The organism is Zhengella mangrovi (assembly GCF_002727065.1).
GTDB classification, from domain to species: domain Bacteria; phylum Pseudomonadota; class Alphaproteobacteria; order Rhizobiales; family Rhizobiaceae; genus Zhengella; species Zhengella mangrovi.
Map to the genome: position 1 here is coordinate 222299 of NZ_PDVP01000005.1, position 17702 is coordinate 240000.

Sequence of the window (17702 nt, forward strand, 5' to 3'; positions counted from 1 at the left end):
TCTCGAACGCAATATGGGTCTGCCCGGAAGGCCGCCAAGCCATGCCAGCCAATCCACGCCAGCGCAATGCGGAACCGGTTGCCGATCTCGTTTCGGCCATCGTCGATCCGGTCTTGCGCCGCCGTTCCGGCGTTTCGCTCGGCCTGATCCAGAGCTGGGAAGAGATCGTCGGCACCCGGCTGGCCGCCGGCTCGCGGCCGGAAAAGATCGTCTGGCCCCGCCGCGCCAGCGACGACGATCCCTTTGAGCCGGCCACGCTCGTCGTCGCCTGCGAGGGATTTGCCGCCCTGGCGCTTCAGCACGAGACATCCGAGGTGATCGCCCGCATCAACGCCTTCCTTGGCTTTGGCGCCATCGGACGCGTCCGCATCGTCCAGAAACCCGTCCTGCGCATGGAGCCGGAGCGCCCGCGCGGGCCGCGCAAGCTGACGCCCGAGGAAGAGGCGCGGCTGAAAAGCCGGACCGCCGGCATCGAGGACGAGGGTCTGCGCGCCGCGCTGGAACGCCTCGGCCGCGGCGTCATCGGCGACCGCCGGTAGGAAGGCATCGCCTGCTGAAACCGCAAACGCGATTGTGAACGCATCGTCCTGATTTAGGCGGTGCACATTTGCGGCACTTGCCATAATTTGCCCCCGCGCCGCTTTTAGTGGCATGAGAGAAACGACGATCCATAGCAACGACTGTCCGACAGGTGATTCGCATGAAATTTGTTTCCGTTCGAACCATGGCAGCCCTCCTGGCCGCTCCGGCCCTGGCCCTGGCGCTGTCCGCCTGCTCCGACAGCGGCGACACCAGGCAGACCGCCGCCGTGGAGGCGCCGGCCACGACCACCAAGGCGCCTGAGACGACGAGCGAGGCCAAACCGGCCATCGACCAGACGACCACCGCTGCCGCCGACGTCAAGGCGCCCGAGCCGCAGGGCTCCTACGATGTCGCCGAAGTCGCGACCGAAGGCGCACTGCCGGATCTCTGGCTCGGCGACGAGAACGCGCCGGTCCAGATTGTCGAATACGCATCAATGACTTGCGGGCATTGCGCCCATTTCCATGAAGCCACCTGGCCGGAACTGAAGAGGCGTTATGTCGACACCGGCAAGGTGCGTTTCGTGCTCCGGGAATTCCCGTTCGATCCGCGCGCAACGGCGGCCTTCATGCTGGCCCGCTGCTCCGGCGACAACTACTATCCGCTGACCGACGTGCTCTTCAAGACTCAGAGCACCTGGGCCGGTGCGCCGGGCGACGACTTCCTCAAGACGCTGTACAATACCGTCAAGATCGCCGGTTTTTCACAGGAAGCCTTCGATGCTTGCTTGCGGGACCAGAAACTTCTGGACAATGTGAATTCGGTGAGAAACCGGGCGGCCGACAAATATGGCGTTCAGGCCACGCCCACGTTTCTCATCAACGGCAAGAAATATGCTGGAGCGATGCCGATTGAGGAATTTGCGGCGATCATCGACGGCATGGAATAAGGCAGCCGGCCACGCGGCGGCTGCCATGCTGCCGCGTGTCGCCAGGCAACCGGGCTTCGGCGGGAGGGCGTTCTGATGCGCTTCTCCCGCTTGCGCGTTCTTGGCTTCAAGTCTTTCGTCGAGCCGACCGAGTTCATCATCGAGGGCGGGCTGACCGGCGTCGTCGGACCCAACGGCTGCGGCAAGTCCAACCTCGTCGAGGCCCTGCGCTGGGTCATGGGCGAGAATTCCTACAAGAACATGCGCGCATCGGGCATGGACGACGTCATCTTTTCCGGCTCGTCCACCCGTCCTTCGCGCAACACCGCCGAGGTCACCCTGTTCCTCGATAACCGTGACCGGTCTGCGCCGCCGCAATGGAACGACCAGGAGGAAATCCAGGTCTCGCGGCGCATCGAGCGCGAGGCCGGCTCCGTCTACCGCATCAACGGCAAGGAAGCGCGTGCCAAGGACGTGCAACTGCTCTTCGCGGACCAGTCCACCGGTGCCCGCTCGCCCTCCATGGTCGGCCAGGGCCGCATCGGCGAACTGATCCAGGCCAAGCCGCAGGCCCGCCGGCAATTGCTGGAAGAGGCCGCCGGCATTTCCGGCCTGCACACCCGGCGCCACGAGGCCGAACTGCGGATGCGCGCCGCCGAGGGCAACCTGGAGCGCCTCGACGACGTGGTCGGCGAACTGGAAAGCCAGATCGAGAGCCTGAAGCGCCAGGCGCGCCAGGCCAACCGCTTCAAGTCGCTGTCGGCCGATATCCGCGCCGCCGAGGCCATCCTGCTGCACCTGCGCTGGTCTCAGGCCAAGGAGCAGGAAGCCGAGGCGCAGACCCAGCTCTCCACGGCCACGGCCGCCGTCGGGGACCTGGCTGCCCGGCAGATGAACGCGGCCAAGGAGCAGGCGGTCGGCGCCTCCGGCCTGCCGGCCCTGCGCGAGGCGGAAGCCGCCGCTGGCGCCGCCTTGCAGCGCCTGACCATCGCGCGTACGCAGCTCGACGAGGAAACCGGCCGGCTGAAGAACCGCCAGGCCGAACTGGAAAAGCGCCTGGCGCAACTGGCCGCCGACATCGCGCGTGAGCGGACCATGGTATCGGACAATGCCGATGTGCTGGCCCGCCTCGACGACGAGGAACGGCGGCTGAACGGCGAAACCGCGGGGGCTGCCGAGCGCGAGATCGAGACCCGTGCCGCGCATGAGGAGGCTGCTGCCCGCCTGAAGGAAAGCGAGGCCGCGCTGTCTGCCCTGACGACCGAGCGGGCGAATGCCGCCGCGGCCCGCCAGGCCATCGAGCGTCGCCTGCGCGAAGGACGCGAACGGCGCGAGCGCGTGTCACGCCAGGTTGCCGACGTGGAACGCGAACTGGCCGGAATTGTCCAGAAGCTGGCGGCGCTGCCGGACCCGGCCGCCTGCCAGCAGGTATTCGACGAGGCCGAAGCGGCCCGCATCGGGGCCGAGACCGCCAGCCAGCAGGCCGAGGAAGCAATTGAAATGGCCCGCGAGGCCGAGGCTGCCGCGCGTCCGCCGCTCAACGCAGCCCGCGCCGAGCTGAACCGGATCGAGACCGAGGCGCGCACGCTGCAGAAGATCATCAATGCCGGCGGCTCGGGGCTTTTTCCCGCCGTGGTCGAGCAGATGAAGGTGGACCGCGGCTTCGAGACGGCGCTTGGCGCCGCCCTGGGCGAGGACCTTGACGCTCCGCTGGATGCGGCCGCTCCGGCTCACTGGGGCCGGGCCATCGACGCGTCCGGCGACCCGCCGCTGCCGGAAGGCACGCGCGCGCTGGGCAACGTGGTCCGCGCGCCGGCCCAGCTGGCCCGCCGGCTGGCCCAGATCGGCCTGGTGGACGAGACCGACGGCCTGCGCCTGCAACCGCTGCTGAAGCCCGGTCAGCGGCTGGTCTCGAAGACGGGTGCGCTCTGGCGCTGGGATGGTTTCGTCGCCTCGGCGGACGCGCCCACCGCTGCCGCCATCCGGCTGGAGCAGAAGAACCGGCTTGCGGAACTCGATGCCGAGGCACTGGACGCCACAAAGGCGGTACGTGCCGCCGAGGACGCGTTCAAGGCCGCCGAGACCCGCCTGCGCGATACCATCGAGGCGGCCAAGGCTGCCCGCGAAACCCTGCGCGCCAGGACGCAGGCCGTGACCGAGGCACGCGCGGCGCTCGATCGCGCCCGGAAGGCGGCCGGCGAGGTGGCCACCCGCAAGGCAACGCTCGAGGAATCGCGCGCCCGCCTGGCCGAAGCCGTCAGCGAGGCCGAGGCCGGGATCGCCGAGGCGGAAGGCCAGCTTCGCGAGGCGCCGGACCTGTCCGACCTGCAGGCAAGGCTGGATGCCCTGGGCCGCGACGTGACCGGCGACCGGGCCCGCCTGGCCGAAACCAGGGCCGCCCATGACGGGCTGAAGCGCGAGGCGGAAGCCCGCGCTCGGCGTCTGGAGGCCATCGCCGTGGAGCGTCAGCGCTGGACCGAGCGTGCCGGCAACGCGGAACGGCAGATCGCGGCCCTCATCGAGCGCGAGGCCGAGGCCCGCGCCGAGCGCGAGACGATCGAGGGCGGTCCGGAGGAAATGGAGGCCCGCCGCCGGCAGCTTGTCCGCCAGATCGAGGAAGCCGAGGGCCTTCGCAAGCGTGCCGGCGACAACCGGCAGGCCGCGGAGAACCGCCAGCGGGATTTCGACAAGGCGGCCACCGAGGCCATCACGGCGCTGGCCCAGGGACGCGAGGCCCGCGCCCGTGCCGAGGAGCGGGTCACAGCGGCGCAGGAACGCCGCGAGGAGGCCGAGGCACGCATTCTCGAGGCGCTGAACTGCCCGCCGCACCTGGTCATCCGCCACACCGGCCTGGCACCGGACGCGCCCATGCCCGACATGGGCGAGACGGAGCGCCGGCTCGAACGGCTGAAGATCGAGCGCGAGCGGCTGGGCGCCGTGAACCTGCGCGCCGAGGAGGAAAGCCGGGAACTCTCGGAGCGTCTCGAGACCATCGTCACCGAGCGCGAGGACGTCATCGAGGCGATCAAGAAGCTGCGCGCCGCCATCCAGAGCCTCAACAAGGAGGGTCGCGAGCGCCTGCTGGAAGCCTTCACCAAGGTCAACGACCAGTTCCAGCGCCTCTTCACCCACCTGTTCGGCGGAGGAACGGCCGAATTGCAGCTCGTCGAGAGCGAGGATCCGCTGGATGCCGGGCTGGAAATCCTCGCCCGCCCTCCGGGCAAGAAGCCTCAGACGATGACGCTGCTGTCCGGCGGCGAACAGGCGCTGACGGCCATGGCGCTGATCTTCGCCGTCTTCCTTACCAACCCGGCGCCGATCTGCGTGCTGGACGAAGTGGATGCGCCGCTCGATGACCACAACGTCGAGCGTTATTGCAACTTGATGGAGGAAATGGCGAAATCGACCGCGACGCGTTTCGTCATCATCACCCACAATCCCATCACCATGGCCCGCATGAACCGCCTGTTCGGCGTCACCATGGCCGAGCAGGGCGTCTCGACGCTGGTCAGCGTCGATCTCGAAACCGCCGAGCAGATGCGCGAGGCGGTCTAAAGCAATTCCAGTGAAAGTGGGTACCGGTTTCACGTCCGGAATTGCGATGCGGAAGACCCAATTCCAGTGAAAGTGGGTACCGGTTTCATGTCCGGAATTGCGCAAGGCCAAAGGGATGGCGCATTGCAGCGATTGGGCGGGCAGTTGAAAGGCCCCTGGCAATCCGTCTGTTCGGCGCGGCCCTTGCCCGCCACCGTCAGCGGAGCGCTCTTCTCTCGCCTTTCTTGATGCACATCATCGATCCTCATCCCCGGGCTTGTCCCGGGGGCCCGGAGCGGGCCGGTCCGATCATCAGGCGCCGCCATGGCAGCCGGACGACGGAACTGGCCTAGCGCCGTGACGCGTCCGCTTCGATGCGCATGGCGATGGTGCGGAAATAGTTGCTGCAGGCAACCCGGTCCAGTTCGCTGGCAAAGCCGGAAGAGAGCTGTTCCAGGCACTTGAAATGAAACGGCGAGGGAAGGGGATAGCGCGTCTGGCACCAGGTTTCGGTCAGGCCGTTGCCAAAGCCGGAGATCATGCCCGCCACGCAAGTGCGGTAACCGGAATCCGTTTCAAGCATCGTCTCGGTTTCGCCTGCATGAGCCCACCCGGCCGGCAGGACCAAGACTACGGAAAGCAGGGCGAGGCGACGATAGGGACTCAACGGTGCCGAATCTCCGTTCCTGTCACGAAACTGCAATCAAGCTGTCATGATTTGTCCGGCGTGGCAATTTCGTCAGCCATGGCATGTTTGGCCGTGCTTGACCTCCATCAACGTTTTTCCGGCGCGTCCGCTCTATGAAACAGAATGCGGACCAAAGAGGAGATGCGGCGATGACAATGTCCTGCGACGTCATGATCGTCGGTGCCGGGCCAGTCGGACTGGCCTTTGCCCGGTCGCTGGCCGGCAGCGGACTGGAAATCGTGATCGTGGAGCAGGCCGAACAGGACGCGCTGAAAAATCCGGCGCCGGACGGCCGCGCCATCGCGCTCAACCACAGGTCCATGGCCATCCTGGAACGGCTGGACGTCGCCGAGCGGATCGCGCCGGACCATCGCTCCTTCCTGCGAAAGGCCGAGGTTCTGGACGGCGCATCGCCATTCACCCTGGTGTTCGATGCCGCTGCCCGCAATGCCGACACGCTCGGCTGGCTCGTTCCCAACCATGCCATCCGCAGGGCGCTCTATGATTCGTTCGTTCATCATGGTGGCGCCCGGCTTCTGACCGGCGTCAAGGCCGGCGCCGCCAGGCGCGTTCCGGGCGGCATGGCGGTCTCGCTCTCCGATGGCCGGGTCGTCGAGGCCCGCCTGCTCGTCGCAGCCGACACGCGCTTCTCCGCCCTGCGACGCCAGATGGGCATTTCCGCATTCATGCATGATTTCGGCCGCTCGATGATCGTCTGCGACATGGCCCACGAGGCGGAGCATGGCGACACGGCGCTCGAAGGCTTTTTCCACGGCGTCACCATCGCGACCCTGCCGCTGACGGGCCGGCGCTCGTCCATCGTCGTCACCTTGCCGTCGCACGAGGCGGACCCGCTGATGGCAGGCGGGCCGGATGCCATCGCCGCCATGGCCGAGCGCGAGTTGCGCGGACGGCTGGGGCGCCTGACGCCGGTTGCACCCCCGCACCTCTATCCGCTGGTCGCCGTCTACGCCCATGCCTTCCACGCCGAGCGTTTCGCCCTGATCGGCGACGCGGCGGTCGGCATGCACCCGGTCACGGCGCACGGGTTCAATTTCGGCCTCGTCAGCCAGCACCTGCTTGCCGGCGAAGTCTGCAAGGCCGTGCAGGACAACGAGGATATCGCTGCGCCGCAGCGTCTCGCCCGCTACGCCCGTGCCCACCGGCTGGAGACCTTTCCGCTCTTCCACGCCACCAATGGCATCGCGAGCCTCTACGCCAACGAAACCGCGCCGGCCCGCTTCCTGCGCACCGCCGGACTGAGGCTGGCCCACGCCCTGCCGCCTGTGCGCGATCTCGTCGTTGCCCGCCTGACCGCCGGAATGTGATCCATTCCGGGTCTCCGTCCGGCGGCTCGGGCTTTGCCGGCAAGGTTGTAAAAGCGTCTAAAACGTTTGAAAAGACAAAAGCTTGCCTTGCGCCAAATTGACCATGGCAATGGTCCTGGAGAATCGCTATCACCGTCGCGACGTCAACAGTCCGGCAAGGGAAGAGGCGATGACGAAGTGGGTCTATACCTTCGGTGACGGCGCGGCCGAGGGCAGGGCGGACGACAAGGCGCTGCTCGGCGGCAAGGGTGCCAACCTGGCAGAAATGTGCGCGCTGGGTCTACCCGTGCCGCCCGGCTTCACCATCACCACCGATGCCTGCAACCACTTCTATGCCAACGGCCGCCAGTACCCGGTCGAACTGGACGAGCAGGTGCGCCGCGCGCTCGACCATGTCGGCACGCTGACCGGCCGCACCTTCGGCGACAAGTCCAACGCGCTTCTCCTGTCGGTGCGTTCGGGTGCCCGGGCGTCCATGCCCGGCATGATGGACACGGTCCTCAATCTCGGCCTGAACGACGAGACCGTGGAAACGCTGGCCGCGGAATCGGGCGACGAGCGCTTTGCCTGGGACAGCTACCGCCGTTTCATCACCATGTATTCAGACGTCGTCATGGGGCTCGACCACGAGGTCTTCGAAGAGATCCTCGACATGGAAAAGGGCCGCCTTGGCGCCGAACTGGACACCGAGATCTCCGCCGACCAGTGGAAGCACATCGTCGAGCTCTACAAGGCGCGTGTCATGGAAGAGCTGGAGCAGCCCTTCCCGCAGGATCCCGGCGAGCAGCTATGGGGTGCCATCGGCGCCGTCTTCTCCAGCTGGATGAACCACCGCGCCATCACCTATCGCCGGCTGCACGACATCCCCGAGGCATGGGGCACGGCTGTCAACGTCCAGGCCATGGTCTTCGGCAACATGGGCGAGACGTCGGCGACGGGCGTCGCTTTCTCGCGCAATCCCTCCACGGGCGAGAACAGCCTCTACGGCGAGTTCCTCGTCAACGCCCAGGGCGAGGATGTCGTGGCCGGCATCCGCACGCCCCAGGCGATCACCGAGGCCGGCCGCATTGCCGGCGGCTCCGACAAGCCGTCGCTGGAAAAGCTGATGCCGGACCTCTTCGCCGAGTTCTCCAGCTTCGCCAGCAGGCTGGAAGCCCACTACCGCGACATGCAGGACATGGAATTCACCATTGAGCGTGGCAAGCTGTGGATGCTGCAGACGCGCAATGGCAAGCGGACCGCCAAGGCGGCCATGAAGATCGCCGTCGACATGGCCGGCGAGGGCCTGGTGACGAAGGAGGAAGCGGTTCAACGCATCGAGCCGGCCTCGCTCGACCAGTTGCTCCACCCCACCATCGATCCCAAGGCCAAGCGCGACGTGATCGCCATGGGGCTTCCGGCATCGCCGGGTGCGGCCACGGGCGAAATTGTCTTTACCTCCGAGGAGGCCGAGGAGATGAGTTCGGCTGGCCGCCGCGTCATCCTGGTGCGCATCGAGACCAGCCCGGAGGACATCCACGGCATGCATGCCGCCCAGGGCATTCTCACCTCGCGCGGCGGAATGACCAGCCACGCCGCCGTCGTGGCGCGCGGCATGGGCAAGCCCTGCGTCTCGGGTGCCGGCTCCATCCGCATCGACTATCGCAACGAGGTCCTGCTCGCCATGGGCCAGACCTTCCGCAAGGGCGATATCGTTACCATCGACGGCTCGTCGGGCCAGGTGCTGAAGGGCGCCGTGCCCATGCTCCAGCCGGAACTGTCCGGTGATTTCGCCGCCATCATGGAATGGGCCGACGCCGGGCGCCGGATGAAGGTGCGCACCAATGCCGAGACCCCGGCGGATGCCCGCATGGCCCGCTCCTTCGGTGCCGAGGGCATCGGCCTGTGCCGCACCGAGCACATGTTCTTCGAGGGTGACCGGATCGTCGCCATGCGCGAGATGATCCTGGCGGATACCGAGGCCGGCCGCCGGGCGGCGCTGGCCAAGCTGCTCCCCATGCAGAAGGCCGATTTCGTCGAACTGTTCGAGATCATGGCCGGCCTGCCGGTAACGATCCGCCTGCTCGATCCGCCGCTGCACGAGTTCCTTCCCAAGACGGAGGAGGAAATCGCCGAGGTCGCCAGGTCGCTCAACGTCAATCCCGATCTCCTGCGCCGGCGCACCGAGGCCCTGCACGAGTTCAACCCGATGCTCGGCCATCGCGGCTGCCGCCTGGCGATTTCCTACCCGGAAATCGCCGAAATGCAGGCCCGTGCCATCTTCGAAGCCGCCATCGAGGCCGGCAAGGCCACCGGCGCGCAGGTCGTGCCGGAAGTCATGGTTCCGCTCGTCGGCCTGATGAAGGAACTGGAATTCGTCAAGGCGCGCATCGATGCCGTGGCCGGCGAGGTGATGAAGGAAAGCGGCACGCGGTTCGACTACCTGGTCGGCACCATGATCGAACTGCCGCGCGCCGCCATCCGCGCCCATGTCATCGCCGAGGTGGCGGAGTTCTTCTCCTTTGGCACCAACGACCTGACGCAGACCACCTTCGGCATCAGCCGCGACGATTCCGCTGGCTTCCTCGAGACCTACCAGCACAAGGGCATCATCGAGCAGGATCCCTTCGTGTCGCTGGATGTCGAGGGCGTCGGCGAACTCGTGCGCATCGCCGCCGAGAAGGGCCGTGGCACGCGCGAGGGCATCAAGCTTGGCATCTGCGGCGAACACGGCGGCGATCCGGCATCGATCCGCTTCTGCGAGGAAACCGGGCTGGACTATGTCTCCTGCTCGCCCTTCCGCGTGCCGATCGCCCGTCTCGCCGCGGCCCAGGCGGCGATCGCGGCCCGGCATCCGGGGTAGACGTCAGGAGGGCAGGGCGGCGGCGATTGCGGCTGTCCTGCCATCTCGTCCGTGTGGCGAATGCGAGCGCCGGGATGGGCCGCAAGGCTCAGCCCCGGACGATCTCCACCTTGTTGCCGTAGAAGGCGCCATGGTTCCGGATGCCGGTCATCTCGTCGAACGGGGTCTGGTAAGCCCACATGACGTCGCCGTCCTCCGGCCTGTCCGCCAGCCGCCAGTAGGTCGCATCGCCCTTGAACGGACAGTGCGTGGCGGTTGCCGTTTGTTCCATCCGGTCAAAGGCGATGTCATCGAACGGGATGTAGACGACGCCGGGGTAGGTTTTTTCCTGCAGCAGCAATGCCTTGTCCGATTTGGCCAAGGGCTTGCCGGCCACCGAGACGGTGACGGATTCGCCAAGCGGCGAAACCGTGATGGTGTGGTCCGGATGCGCCGCGAAACCGGGCGCGGGATTGGCGTTCTCTGGCATGGCAGGCTCCGCGATCGTGTCCGTCCGAAGGGTGCGCGGGATCACCCGTGAAGGCAAGCCCGCGGTTTCGCCGTCGAACGTCAGGCCTCGTCGTCTTCCTCTTCGGTGTCGCCGTCGAGGTCCAAGTTGCCCAGGTGTTCGTCCAGCGCCGCGTGGCTGAGCGCGAAACCGGCGAAGATGTGATCCGATCCGATGGCGTTCTCCGTGCCGACCGACAGGCCGTCCTCGGACAGGATCACTAGCATGACGCGCGTGTCGCCGCCATCCGTGTCCGCCGCGATGGCCGCCACGCGCTGGCATCCCGTTCCGGACGGGCAGGGCAGGTCGAACAGCATGCGTCCGCCGATGCTGGCCGCCGCGTCGCTGACCGACTGCGCGAACCCGCTGGTCCGGATGTCCTGGATCTGGATCGCCATTTCGAACTCGACTTCTTCGAGCGGCGGCGTGGGAACGATGGTCACGGGGACAGGAAGCATGTTCATGCTGGCACTCCACTGTACGTCCACCCACCACCGCCGGCGAACTTGGCGGCTGATCATGGCCGGTTTGTGTCCGCTCGGGCGATAATTTGGGAGCGTGGCCCCGCGCGCACTGGACAAACCGGCTGCGAGGGCCAAGATGTTGAAATCATGGAATGCAGATCGATTTGGGAGGAATTCGTATGTTGGGACTGATGCAGGACTGGCCGCTGACCTGCAGCCGCATCCTGGAACATGCCGCGCGCCAGCACGGCAAGCAGGAAGTCGTGACGCGCTCGATCGAGGGGCCGATCGTCACCACGACCTACGGCGCCATCCATGCCCGCGCAAAAAAGGTTGCCCAGGCATTGACGGCCGAGGGCATCAAGCCCGGCGACAGGGTCGGCACGCTGGCCTGGAATACCGCGCGGCATTTGGAGGCATGGTATGGAATCATGGGCGCCGGCGGCGTCTACCATACGCTCAATCCGCGCCTGTTCCCCGAGCAGATCGCGTGGATCATGAACCATGCCGAAGACCGCATGCTCTTCACCGACCTGACTTTCCTGCCCGTGGTGGAGAAGATCGCAGACCAGGTGCCGAGCCTGCGCAAGGTTGTCGTCATGACCGATGGCGCGCACATGCCGGACACCTTGCTTGCCAACGCGGTCGCCTTCGAGGACTGGATCGCGGCGCACGATGGCGACTTTGACTGGTATGCGAACAGCGAGAACGACGCCTCGGGCATGTGTTACACGTCGGGCACGACCGGTGATCCAAAGGGCGTCCTCTATTCGCACCGCTCCAACGTCATCCATGGCCTGATCGCATGCCAGAAGGACGCGCTGGACCTTGGCTCGCGCGAGGTCGTCCTGCCCGTGGTTCCCATGTTCCATGCCAATGCCTGGGGTATTGCCCATGCCGCGCCCATGGTGGGCGCCAAGCTGGTCATGCCGGGCGGCAAGATGGACGGTGAATCGATCTACGAGATGCTCGATACCTACAAGGTCACCATGTCCGCCGCCGTCCCGACGGTCTGGCTGATGTTGTTGCAGTACCTGGAGGAGACGGGCAAGAAACTGCCGCATCTCAACCGGGTGGTCATCGGCGGTTCGGCCTGCCCGCGCGCCATGACCCAGAAGTTCCAGGACAATTACGGCGTCGACGTCATCCACGCCTGGGGCATGACCGAGATGAGTCCGCTCGGCTCGCTGGGGTCGCTCAAGCCGCAGTTCGCCGACCTGGAGGGCGACGCGCTGCTCGACCTGAAGGCGAAGCAGGGCTATGCGCCCTTCGGCGTGGAAATGAAGATCACCGACGACGAGAACCGGGAACTGCCATGGGACGGCAAGACCTTCGGGCGGCTGAAGGTGCGCGGTCCGGCCATCGCAAAGGGCTACTACGGTGGCGCTGGCGCCGACCAGTTCGATGACGAGGGCTGGTTCGATACCGGCGACGTCGCCCATATCGATGCCGACGGCTACATGCAGATCACCGACCGGTCGAAGGACGTCATCAAGTCGGGCGGCGAATGGATCTCGTCCATCGACCTGGAAAACCTGGCTGTCGGCCATCCCGACGTCGCCGAGGCGGCGGTGATCGGGATTGCCCATCCCAAGTGGGACGAGCGGCCGCTGCTGGTCATCGTCGCCAAGCCGGGCCGCAGTCCTTCGAAGGACGATATTCTGGGCTTCATGGAGGGCAAGATCGCCAAGTGGTGGATGCCGGACGACGTCGCATTCGTTGACGAGATCCCCCATACGGCCACGGGAAAGATCCAGAAGACGGCGCTGCGCGACCAGTTCTCCGGCTACAGCCTTCCGGCCTGAACTTGCGCCCGTCGCGGCACGGCCTTTGACCGGCGAGCCGCAGCGGGCGTAAAAGCAATTCCAGCGAAAGTGGGTACCGGTTTCGCGTCCGGAATTGCGTGCGGGGAGAGACAATTCCAGCGAAAGCGGGTACGGTTTCGCGTCCGGAATTGCGTGGAGGGAGAGACAATTCCAGCGAAAGTGGGTACCGGTTTCGCGTCCGGAATTGCGAAAAAGATGAGTGACGGCGCGTTTGCGCGATGCAATGACGTGCAAATATGCTCTAGATCGGTCAGCGGGCAGAGCGAAGACCGCGTGGCGCGATGAACGGGCACGCGGGAACCGGCAGACGAGGCAGCAGGCATGACAGGCTACTATGACCGGCCGGTATCCCCCTTGGGTGACTGGTCCCGATTCATGGCCCGCCTGTCGGCCATGGTCTTCCTCCTGTCCGGACTGGCGCATCGTTATGGCCTGATCGAGACCACCGGCTTCTTCTGGGTGCTGGGCTTCGTCTTCCTGGTCGCCTTCTCCGCCGTGGTTCTGGCGCTGCTGGCCTTTCGCCGTACCCTGGGCGCAGGCGCGCGCGGCGGCCGTGCCGCGATCGGTGGTCTTCTGCTGGCCGTGGTCGTCCTTGCGCCTTTTGCCGTGTCTGCCTGGCGGACGGTGGCCTTGCCGGCGGTCAGCGATGTCTCCACCGATCGCGACAACCCGCCGGCCTTCTTCATGGCGCCCGGTCTCCGCAAGCAGGGGCAGAACGCGCTTGGCCGGCCTGCCGAGGCGGATCTGCTCGCTGCCGCCGAGGCTTACCCCGCGGCCATCGGGCGGCGCTACGATGCATCGCCGGACCGCGTCCTTCGCGCCGTGACCAACGTGATCGAGGCCAGTGGCTGGACCGTGCTGGCGCGTTCCGGCGTGCCGGAGGAAACCGCGGAAATCCTCATCGAGGCGCACGCCTGGTCGCCCGTTTTCGCCTTTCCGGCCGATATCGTCGTGCGCATTTCCGACAAGGACGAGGCATCCTGGGTCGACATGCGTTCCGCGTCGCTCTACGGCAAACACGATCTCGGCGACAATGCCCGGCGCATCCAGTCCTTCATGAAGGCGCTGGACGACGAGATGCTGGCACTGGCCGGCACCTGAGGATCGGGATTGGCCGTCGAAAACGGTCCGGTCAGGCCGGCACGAAGATGCCGTCGATCGCCGCAGGGCCGTCCGTTTCGACAGCGCCGCGCGCCACGAGATCCTCCAGGTGCGCCAGCACCGAGAGCCCGGCGGCGCCGTGCAGGCGCGGGTCGGTATCACGATAGATGGCGGCGACCATGGTGGGGATCGTCCGGTCGCCAGCCCTCAGCCGTTCCAGGATCGCCCGTTCGCGCATCCGGCGATGGGTGCGCAGGCCGCGCAGGAACTGCGCCGGTTTGCTGACACGGCCGCCGTGCCCGGGCAGGAAAACCCGGTCGTCACGCTGCATCAGTACATCGAGCGACGCCATGAAATCCGCCATCGCGCCATCGGGCGGCGCGACGATGGTTGTCGCCCAGGCCATCACGTGGTCGGCGGAGAACAGGATGCCCGTTCCCTCCAGCGCGAAGGCCACGTGGTTGGCCGTGTGGCCGGGCGTGTGGACGGCGCGGATGGCCCAGCCGTCACCGTCGATCATCGCGCCGTCGGCCATGCGGATATCCGGGTCGAAGTCGACGTCGGCGCTGGCATCGAGCGGGTTGACCTCGCCGATGTTCAGCGGCCGGGCAGGCCGGTGCGGTCCTTCCGCCGCCACGGTGGCACCGGTGGCTTCTGCAAGGCGGCGCGCAAGCGGCGAATGGTCCTTGTGGGTGTGGCTGACGAAGATATGGCTGACCGGGCGCCCGTCGATTGCCGCCATCAGCGTCCGGAAATGGGCCTCGTCTTCCGGGCCCGGATCGATGACGGCCAACGTGTCGCGGCCGACGATATAGCTGTTCGTGCCGTGAAAGGTGAAGGGGCCGGGATTGTTCACCGTCACCCGCAGCACGGTTTCCGACACGGGCACGGCATGGCCGTAGGCGGGGTCGAATTCCCGGTTGAGATCCAGATCCATGGGTGGGCTTCCTCCGACAAGTTTTCCGGGGACGGCCCCCTTGTGCATTGCGGCATAACACGTAGGGTCCTATACGGAAATATGCGAGGCCTTCCGCTTCGTTCCTCCCTGCAAAAGAAGGAAAACCAATGTCTGCTTCCACCCGTACCCTGGCCGCCGGTGCGCTGCCTGAAAGCGGCTCCGCCCGCCTCGCCGCGCAGGCCGGTCTCGTCATCGCCGGTTCGCTGCTGATCGCCGCGGCGGCGCATGTCACGGTTCCCTTCTGGCCGGTTCCGATGACGCTGCAGACGCTGGCCATCTTCGCCATCAGCGCCGCCTACGGGCGCAATCTCGCCGTGGCCACGCTCATGGCCTACCTGGTCCAGGGCGCCATCGGTTTCCCGGTCTTCACCGGCGGCGCCAGCCTTGCTTACATGGCTGGCCCGACGGGCGGCTACCTGGCCGGTTTCCTCGTGGCCGCAGCCATCATCGGCGCGGCGGCGGACCGCGGCTGGGGAGCCCGTCCGCTCGCTCTTTTTGGCGCCATGCTGGCGGGTGAACTCGTGGTCCTGGCACTCGGCGCGGCCTGGCTGGCAGTGCTGTTCGGTGCCGGCAAGGCGCTCGCCTTCGGCGTTGGCCCCTTCATCATTGCCGATCTCGTCAAGGCAGCCCTGGCGGCTGCTGCCGTTCCGGCAATCGGCGCCCTGCTGGCCCGCTTCCGCTGATCGTCAAGCTTTCGACCTTCAACGAAAACAATACGGCCGCGCCCGGGACACCGGACGCGGCCGTTTCATTCGGGATACTCGCACTCCCGGGTGCGGACCCGGGAGCCTTCGGGCGGAAATGCCTTAGAGGTCCTTGCCCTTCTCGTTCCACAGTCCGAAATACTGGCACAGGTAGGAATAGTTTGACCGGCGGGGATCGACCAGGCCTGGGTCCATCAGCGCGGCGGACGGGCAGATGTTCGAATTGATCAGGATCTTGTATCCGCCGTTCTCACCCCGGCGCACGATGATGTTGTAGAGGTCCTGCCTGAAATCCTTCGGGATCGCGTTCGCCACCTCCGGGAACAGGTCTTTCCCGATACGCACGAATCCCTTGCTCTTGACGAGCGCAGGAAATGCATCCGTGCCTTTCTCCTCGATCTGCGCCTTGATCATGTTGATGAGCTCGAGCCCCTTTTCGACCTGGGGCCGTGTGGCTTCGATCTCCGGCATGATCGGGGAGACAGCGGCTTCCTGTGTTCCGCCGAGCGAAATCACGTTGAGAAACGCCAGGCCCGAAACCGCTGCCACGCCGAGAACGAGACCGGCCGCGAGACCGGACAAGAGCTCGGTCCGGCCGCCGCGCGGCGATGCGATCCCGGACGCACCGGTTCCGCCCTCGAGGGGTTCGGGCTCTGGGTTCGCCTCCGCGTCGTCCTGTCCGTAGGTCAGGTCTGCCGCCGGATCGAAGCCCGGCGAGAATGCGCCCGCGTCCGGCTCGCCGTGGCCGGAATGAAGATCGGTAACGGGGTCAAACCCGGTTTCGTAAGCCTCCGCACCCGGGTCGTCCTGGCCGCTGTCGTAATTGCCCTCGGAGCCGGTAAGGGCGGGCGGCGGCGGGCTGTGGAATGTCTCATCGCCGGAAGGGATGGCGGCCGCCGGATCGCTGTCCGGTTCCTGCGCCTCGGCCTGAAGGTCCGAGGTGTCATAGTCGAAGGTCGCTTCCGGCATGGCCCAGGTGGCGGCGGACTCCGGGACGGGATCGAGATGCGACAATTGGGCTTCCCGTTCGCCGATGATCTCCTCGAGAAGGCGGTTGACCCTCTCGACGACCTCTGGGCCGTGCGCCTGCGCATAGTCCGCAGCGCGCTTTGCGAAGATCGACCGCAACCGGTCATACGCAAGTTGCCGATCCGCGCTGTCGGTCTGGTCGACATTCGCCAGGATCTTGTCCAGGGCAGCCTCAAGTTGTTCGCGCACGCAACCCCACCTTCTTTCCCAAGTTCACGTCAAGCCTGGACGCGTTTTAACAGGCCACCCCCACAACTCAACAAGACGGACCGAAGTTTTTTGTGACAGTGCATCAATCCCCGCGCAACGTATTTCGCGCCGGAAGCAAGTGTAAAAAGCAGAACTATACTTGATCGGTCAGCCACGTTCGACCGGGGCGGTGCCGCGAACACGGCATCGTGATCCGGCCACCGTGGCCGGCGCCCATGCCGGGAGGAGGCAGGAAAGGTCCGTACCGCCGTTATTCGACGGTGACGGATTTGGCGAGGTTCCTTGGCTGGTCGACGTCGGTGCCCATGATTACGGCGGTGTGGTAGGCCAGCATCTGGATGGGCAGGGCGTAGATGATCGGGGCGATGAACTCCGGCACGTCGGGCAGGACGATGGTGTCCATGGTCCTGACGGTGGAGGCTTCCGCGCCCTTCCTGTCGGTGATCAGGATGATCTTGCCGCCGCGCGCCGCCACTTCCTGCATGTTCGACACCGTCTTCTCGAAGATGCGGTCGTGCGGCGCGATGACGATGGCCGGCATGTCCTCGTCGATCAGCGCGATGGGGCCGTGCTTGAGCTCGCCGGCGGCGTAGCCCTCGGCGTGGATATAGGAGATTTCCTTGAGCTTGAGCGCGCCTTCCATGGCCAGCGGGTAATTGGTGTCGCGGCCCAGATACAGCACGTGCTTGTGGCCGGCCAGGTCGCGCGCCACCGCCTCGATCTGCTTTTCCAGGTGCAGCACCTGGGCGGCCAGGCGCGGCGCCTCGGCCAGCTGGGCCACCAGTTCGCCCTCGCGCTCCGGCGTGATCGTCTTGCGCTTGGCCGCCGCGCGCAGCGCCAGCGCCGCCAGCACCGACAGCTGGCAGGTGAACGCCTTGGTCGAGGCCACGCCGATCTCCGGCCCGGCAAAGGTCGGGAAGACGGCGTCCGATTCGCGCGCGATCGACGATTCGCTGACGTTCACCACCGCCCCGATCGCCATGCCCTGCGCCTTGCAGTAGCGCAGCGAGGCCAGCGTGTCGGCCGTCTCGCCCGACTGCGAGACGAACAGCGCCGCGTCGCCCGCGCCAAGCGGCATCTC

The 17702-nt window shown here is 66.3% G+C and carries 14 protein-coding genes; 8 read left to right on the forward strand and 6 right to left on the reverse strand.

The window, feature by feature from the left end; all coding sequences use genetic code 11:
• The first annotated feature begins 41 nt into the window (after positions 1-41).
• The 3 genes from CSC94_RS11430 (at position 42) to CSC94_RS11440 (ending at position 5005) form a co-directional block, all read left to right on the forward strand.
• On the forward strand, positions 42-539 hold the full coding sequence (locus CSC94_RS11430) for a DUF721 domain-containing protein (protein WP_099306468.1): 498 nt from the start codon (positions 42-44) through the stop codon (positions 537-539).
• 161 nt (positions 540-700) lie between these two features.
• The gene (locus tag CSC94_RS11435) at positions 701-1471 is read left to right on the forward strand and encodes a DsbA family protein (RefSeq protein ID WP_205853284.1); all 771 of its coding nucleotides are present in this window, start codon (positions 701-703) and stop codon (positions 1469-1471) included.
• 75 nt (positions 1472-1546) lie between these two features.
• Complete coding sequence (locus CSC94_RS11440) at positions 1547-5005, forward strand: chromosome segregation SMC family protein (protein ID WP_099306470.1); 3459 nt, start codon at positions 1547-1549, stop codon at positions 5003-5005.
• A 328-nt stretch (positions 5006-5333) separates the two neighbouring features.
• Here the strand turns inward: CSC94_RS11440 and CSC94_RS11445 are convergent, their stop codons facing one another.
• Complete coding sequence (locus CSC94_RS11445; RefSeq protein ID WP_099306471.1) at positions 5334-5567, reverse strand: hypothetical protein; 234 nt, start codon at positions 5565-5567, stop codon at positions 5334-5336.
• Between the two features lie 254 nt (positions 5568-5821).
• Here CSC94_RS11445 and ubiM point away from each other — a divergent pair, with 254 nt between their 5' ends.
• Both ubiM and ppdK read left to right on the forward strand, forming a co-directional pair.
• On the forward strand, positions 5822-7000 hold the full coding sequence (ubiM, locus tag CSC94_RS11450) for a 5-demethoxyubiquinol-8 5-hydroxylase UbiM (RefSeq protein WP_205853285.1): 1179 nt from the start codon (positions 5822-5824) through the stop codon (positions 6998-7000).
• A 169-nt stretch (positions 7001-7169) separates the two neighbouring features.
• Positions 7170-9842, forward strand: coding sequence for a pyruvate, phosphate dikinase (gene ppdK, locus CSC94_RS11455; protein ID WP_099306496.1), 2673 nt, complete (start codon positions 7170-7172; stop codon positions 9840-9842).
• 88 nt (positions 9843-9930) lie between these two features.
• Here ppdK and CSC94_RS11460 read toward each other — a convergent pair whose 3' ends face one another.
• Both CSC94_RS11460 and CSC94_RS11465 read right to left on the reverse strand, forming a co-directional pair.
• The gene (locus CSC94_RS11460) at positions 9931-10311 is read right to left on the reverse strand and encodes a DUF427 domain-containing protein (RefSeq protein WP_099306497.1); all 381 of its coding nucleotides are present in this window, start codon (positions 10309-10311) and stop codon (positions 9931-9933) included.
• 80 nt (positions 10312-10391) lie between these two features.
• Entirely contained in the window at positions 10392-10793 is a 402-nt protein-coding gene (locus tag CSC94_RS11465; protein WP_099306472.1) for a hypothetical protein, read from the reverse strand.
• 179 nt (positions 10794-10972) lie between these two features.
• Between CSC94_RS11465 and CSC94_RS11470 the strand changes: the two genes are divergently transcribed.
• Entirely contained in the window at positions 10973-12598 is a 1626-nt protein-coding gene (locus CSC94_RS11470; RefSeq protein WP_099306473.1) for a fatty-acid--CoA ligase, read from the forward strand.
• 342 nt (positions 12599-12940) lie between these two features.
• On the forward strand, positions 12941-13720 hold the full coding sequence (locus tag CSC94_RS11480; protein ID WP_099306474.1) for a DUF1499 domain-containing protein: 780 nt from the start codon (positions 12941-12943) through the stop codon (positions 13718-13720).
• Between the two features lie 31 nt (positions 13721-13751).
• On the opposite strand, the gene CSC94_RS11485 is transcribed toward CSC94_RS11480, so the two are convergent.
• On the reverse strand, positions 13752-14657 hold the full coding sequence (locus CSC94_RS11485; RefSeq protein ID WP_099306475.1) for an MBL fold metallo-hydrolase: 906 nt from the start codon (positions 14655-14657) through the stop codon (positions 13752-13754).
• A 128-nt stretch (positions 14658-14785) separates the two neighbouring features.
• Here CSC94_RS11485 and CSC94_RS11490 point away from each other — a divergent pair, with 128 nt between their 5' ends.
• Positions 14786-15361 carry a biotin transporter BioY gene (locus tag CSC94_RS11490; protein WP_099306476.1) on the forward strand — a complete coding sequence of 192 codons (576 nt, stop codon included), beginning with the start codon at positions 14786-14788 and terminating at the stop codon, positions 15359-15361.
• Between the two features lie 123 nt (positions 15362-15484).
• Here the strand turns inward: CSC94_RS11490 and CSC94_RS11495 are convergent, their stop codons facing one another.
• Positions 15485-16600 carry a hypothetical protein gene (locus CSC94_RS11495; protein WP_099306477.1) on the reverse strand — a complete coding sequence of 372 codons (1116 nt, stop codon included), beginning with the start codon at positions 16598-16600 and terminating at the stop codon, positions 15485-15487.
• A gap of 271 nt (positions 16601-16871) precedes the next feature.
• A partial coding sequence (locus CSC94_RS11500) for an SIS domain-containing protein (protein ID WP_114647854.1) occupies positions 16872-17702 on the reverse strand: 831 nt, incomplete at its 5' end.

What these genes read in the sequence shown, in the direction of transcription:
- ubiM (WP_205853285.1), top strand. Translation starts at nt 5,822, where the DNA reads ATGACAATGTCCTGCGACGTCATGATCGTCGGTGCCGGGCCAGTCGGA.
- CSC94_RS11430 (WP_099306468.1), top strand. Translation starts at nt 42, where the DNA reads ATGCCAGCCAATCCACGCCAGCGCAATGCGGAACCGGTTGCCGATCTC.
- CSC94_RS11485 (WP_099306475.1), bottom strand. Translation starts at nt 14,657, where the DNA reads ATGGATCTGGATCTCAACCGGGAATTCGACCCCGCCTACGGCCATGCC.
- CSC94_RS11435 (WP_205853284.1), top strand. Translation starts at nt 701, where the DNA reads ATGAAATTTGTTTCCGTTCGAACCATGGCAGCCCTCCTGGCCGCTCCG.
- CSC94_RS11470 (WP_099306473.1), top strand. Translation starts at nt 10,973, where the DNA reads ATGTTGGGACTGATGCAGGACTGGCCGCTGACCTGCAGCCGCATCCTG.
- CSC94_RS11440 (WP_099306470.1), top strand. Translation starts at nt 1,547, where the DNA reads ATGCGCTTCTCCCGCTTGCGCGTTCTTGGCTTCAAGTCTTTCGTCGAG.
- CSC94_RS11460 (WP_099306497.1), bottom strand. Translation starts at nt 10,311, where the DNA reads ATGCCAGAGAACGCCAATCCCGCGCCCGGTTTCGCGGCGCATCCGGAC.
- CSC94_RS11445 (WP_099306471.1), bottom strand. Translation starts at nt 5,567, where the DNA reads ATGCTTGAAACGGATTCCGGTTACCGCACTTGCGTGGCGGGCATGATC.
- CSC94_RS11480 (WP_099306474.1), top strand. Translation starts at nt 12,941, where the DNA reads ATGACAGGCTACTATGACCGGCCGGTATCCCCCTTGGGTGACTGGTCC.
- ppdK (WP_099306496.1), top strand. Translation starts at nt 7,170, where the DNA reads ATGACGAAGTGGGTCTATACCTTCGGTGACGGCGCGGCCGAGGGCAGG.
- CSC94_RS11490 (WP_099306476.1), top strand. Translation starts at nt 14,786, where the DNA reads ATGTCTGCTTCCACCCGTACCCTGGCCGCCGGTGCGCTGCCTGAAAGC.
- CSC94_RS11465 (WP_099306472.1), bottom strand. Translation starts at nt 10,793, where the DNA reads ATGAACATGCTTCCTGTCCCCGTGACCATCGTTCCCACGCCGCCGCTC.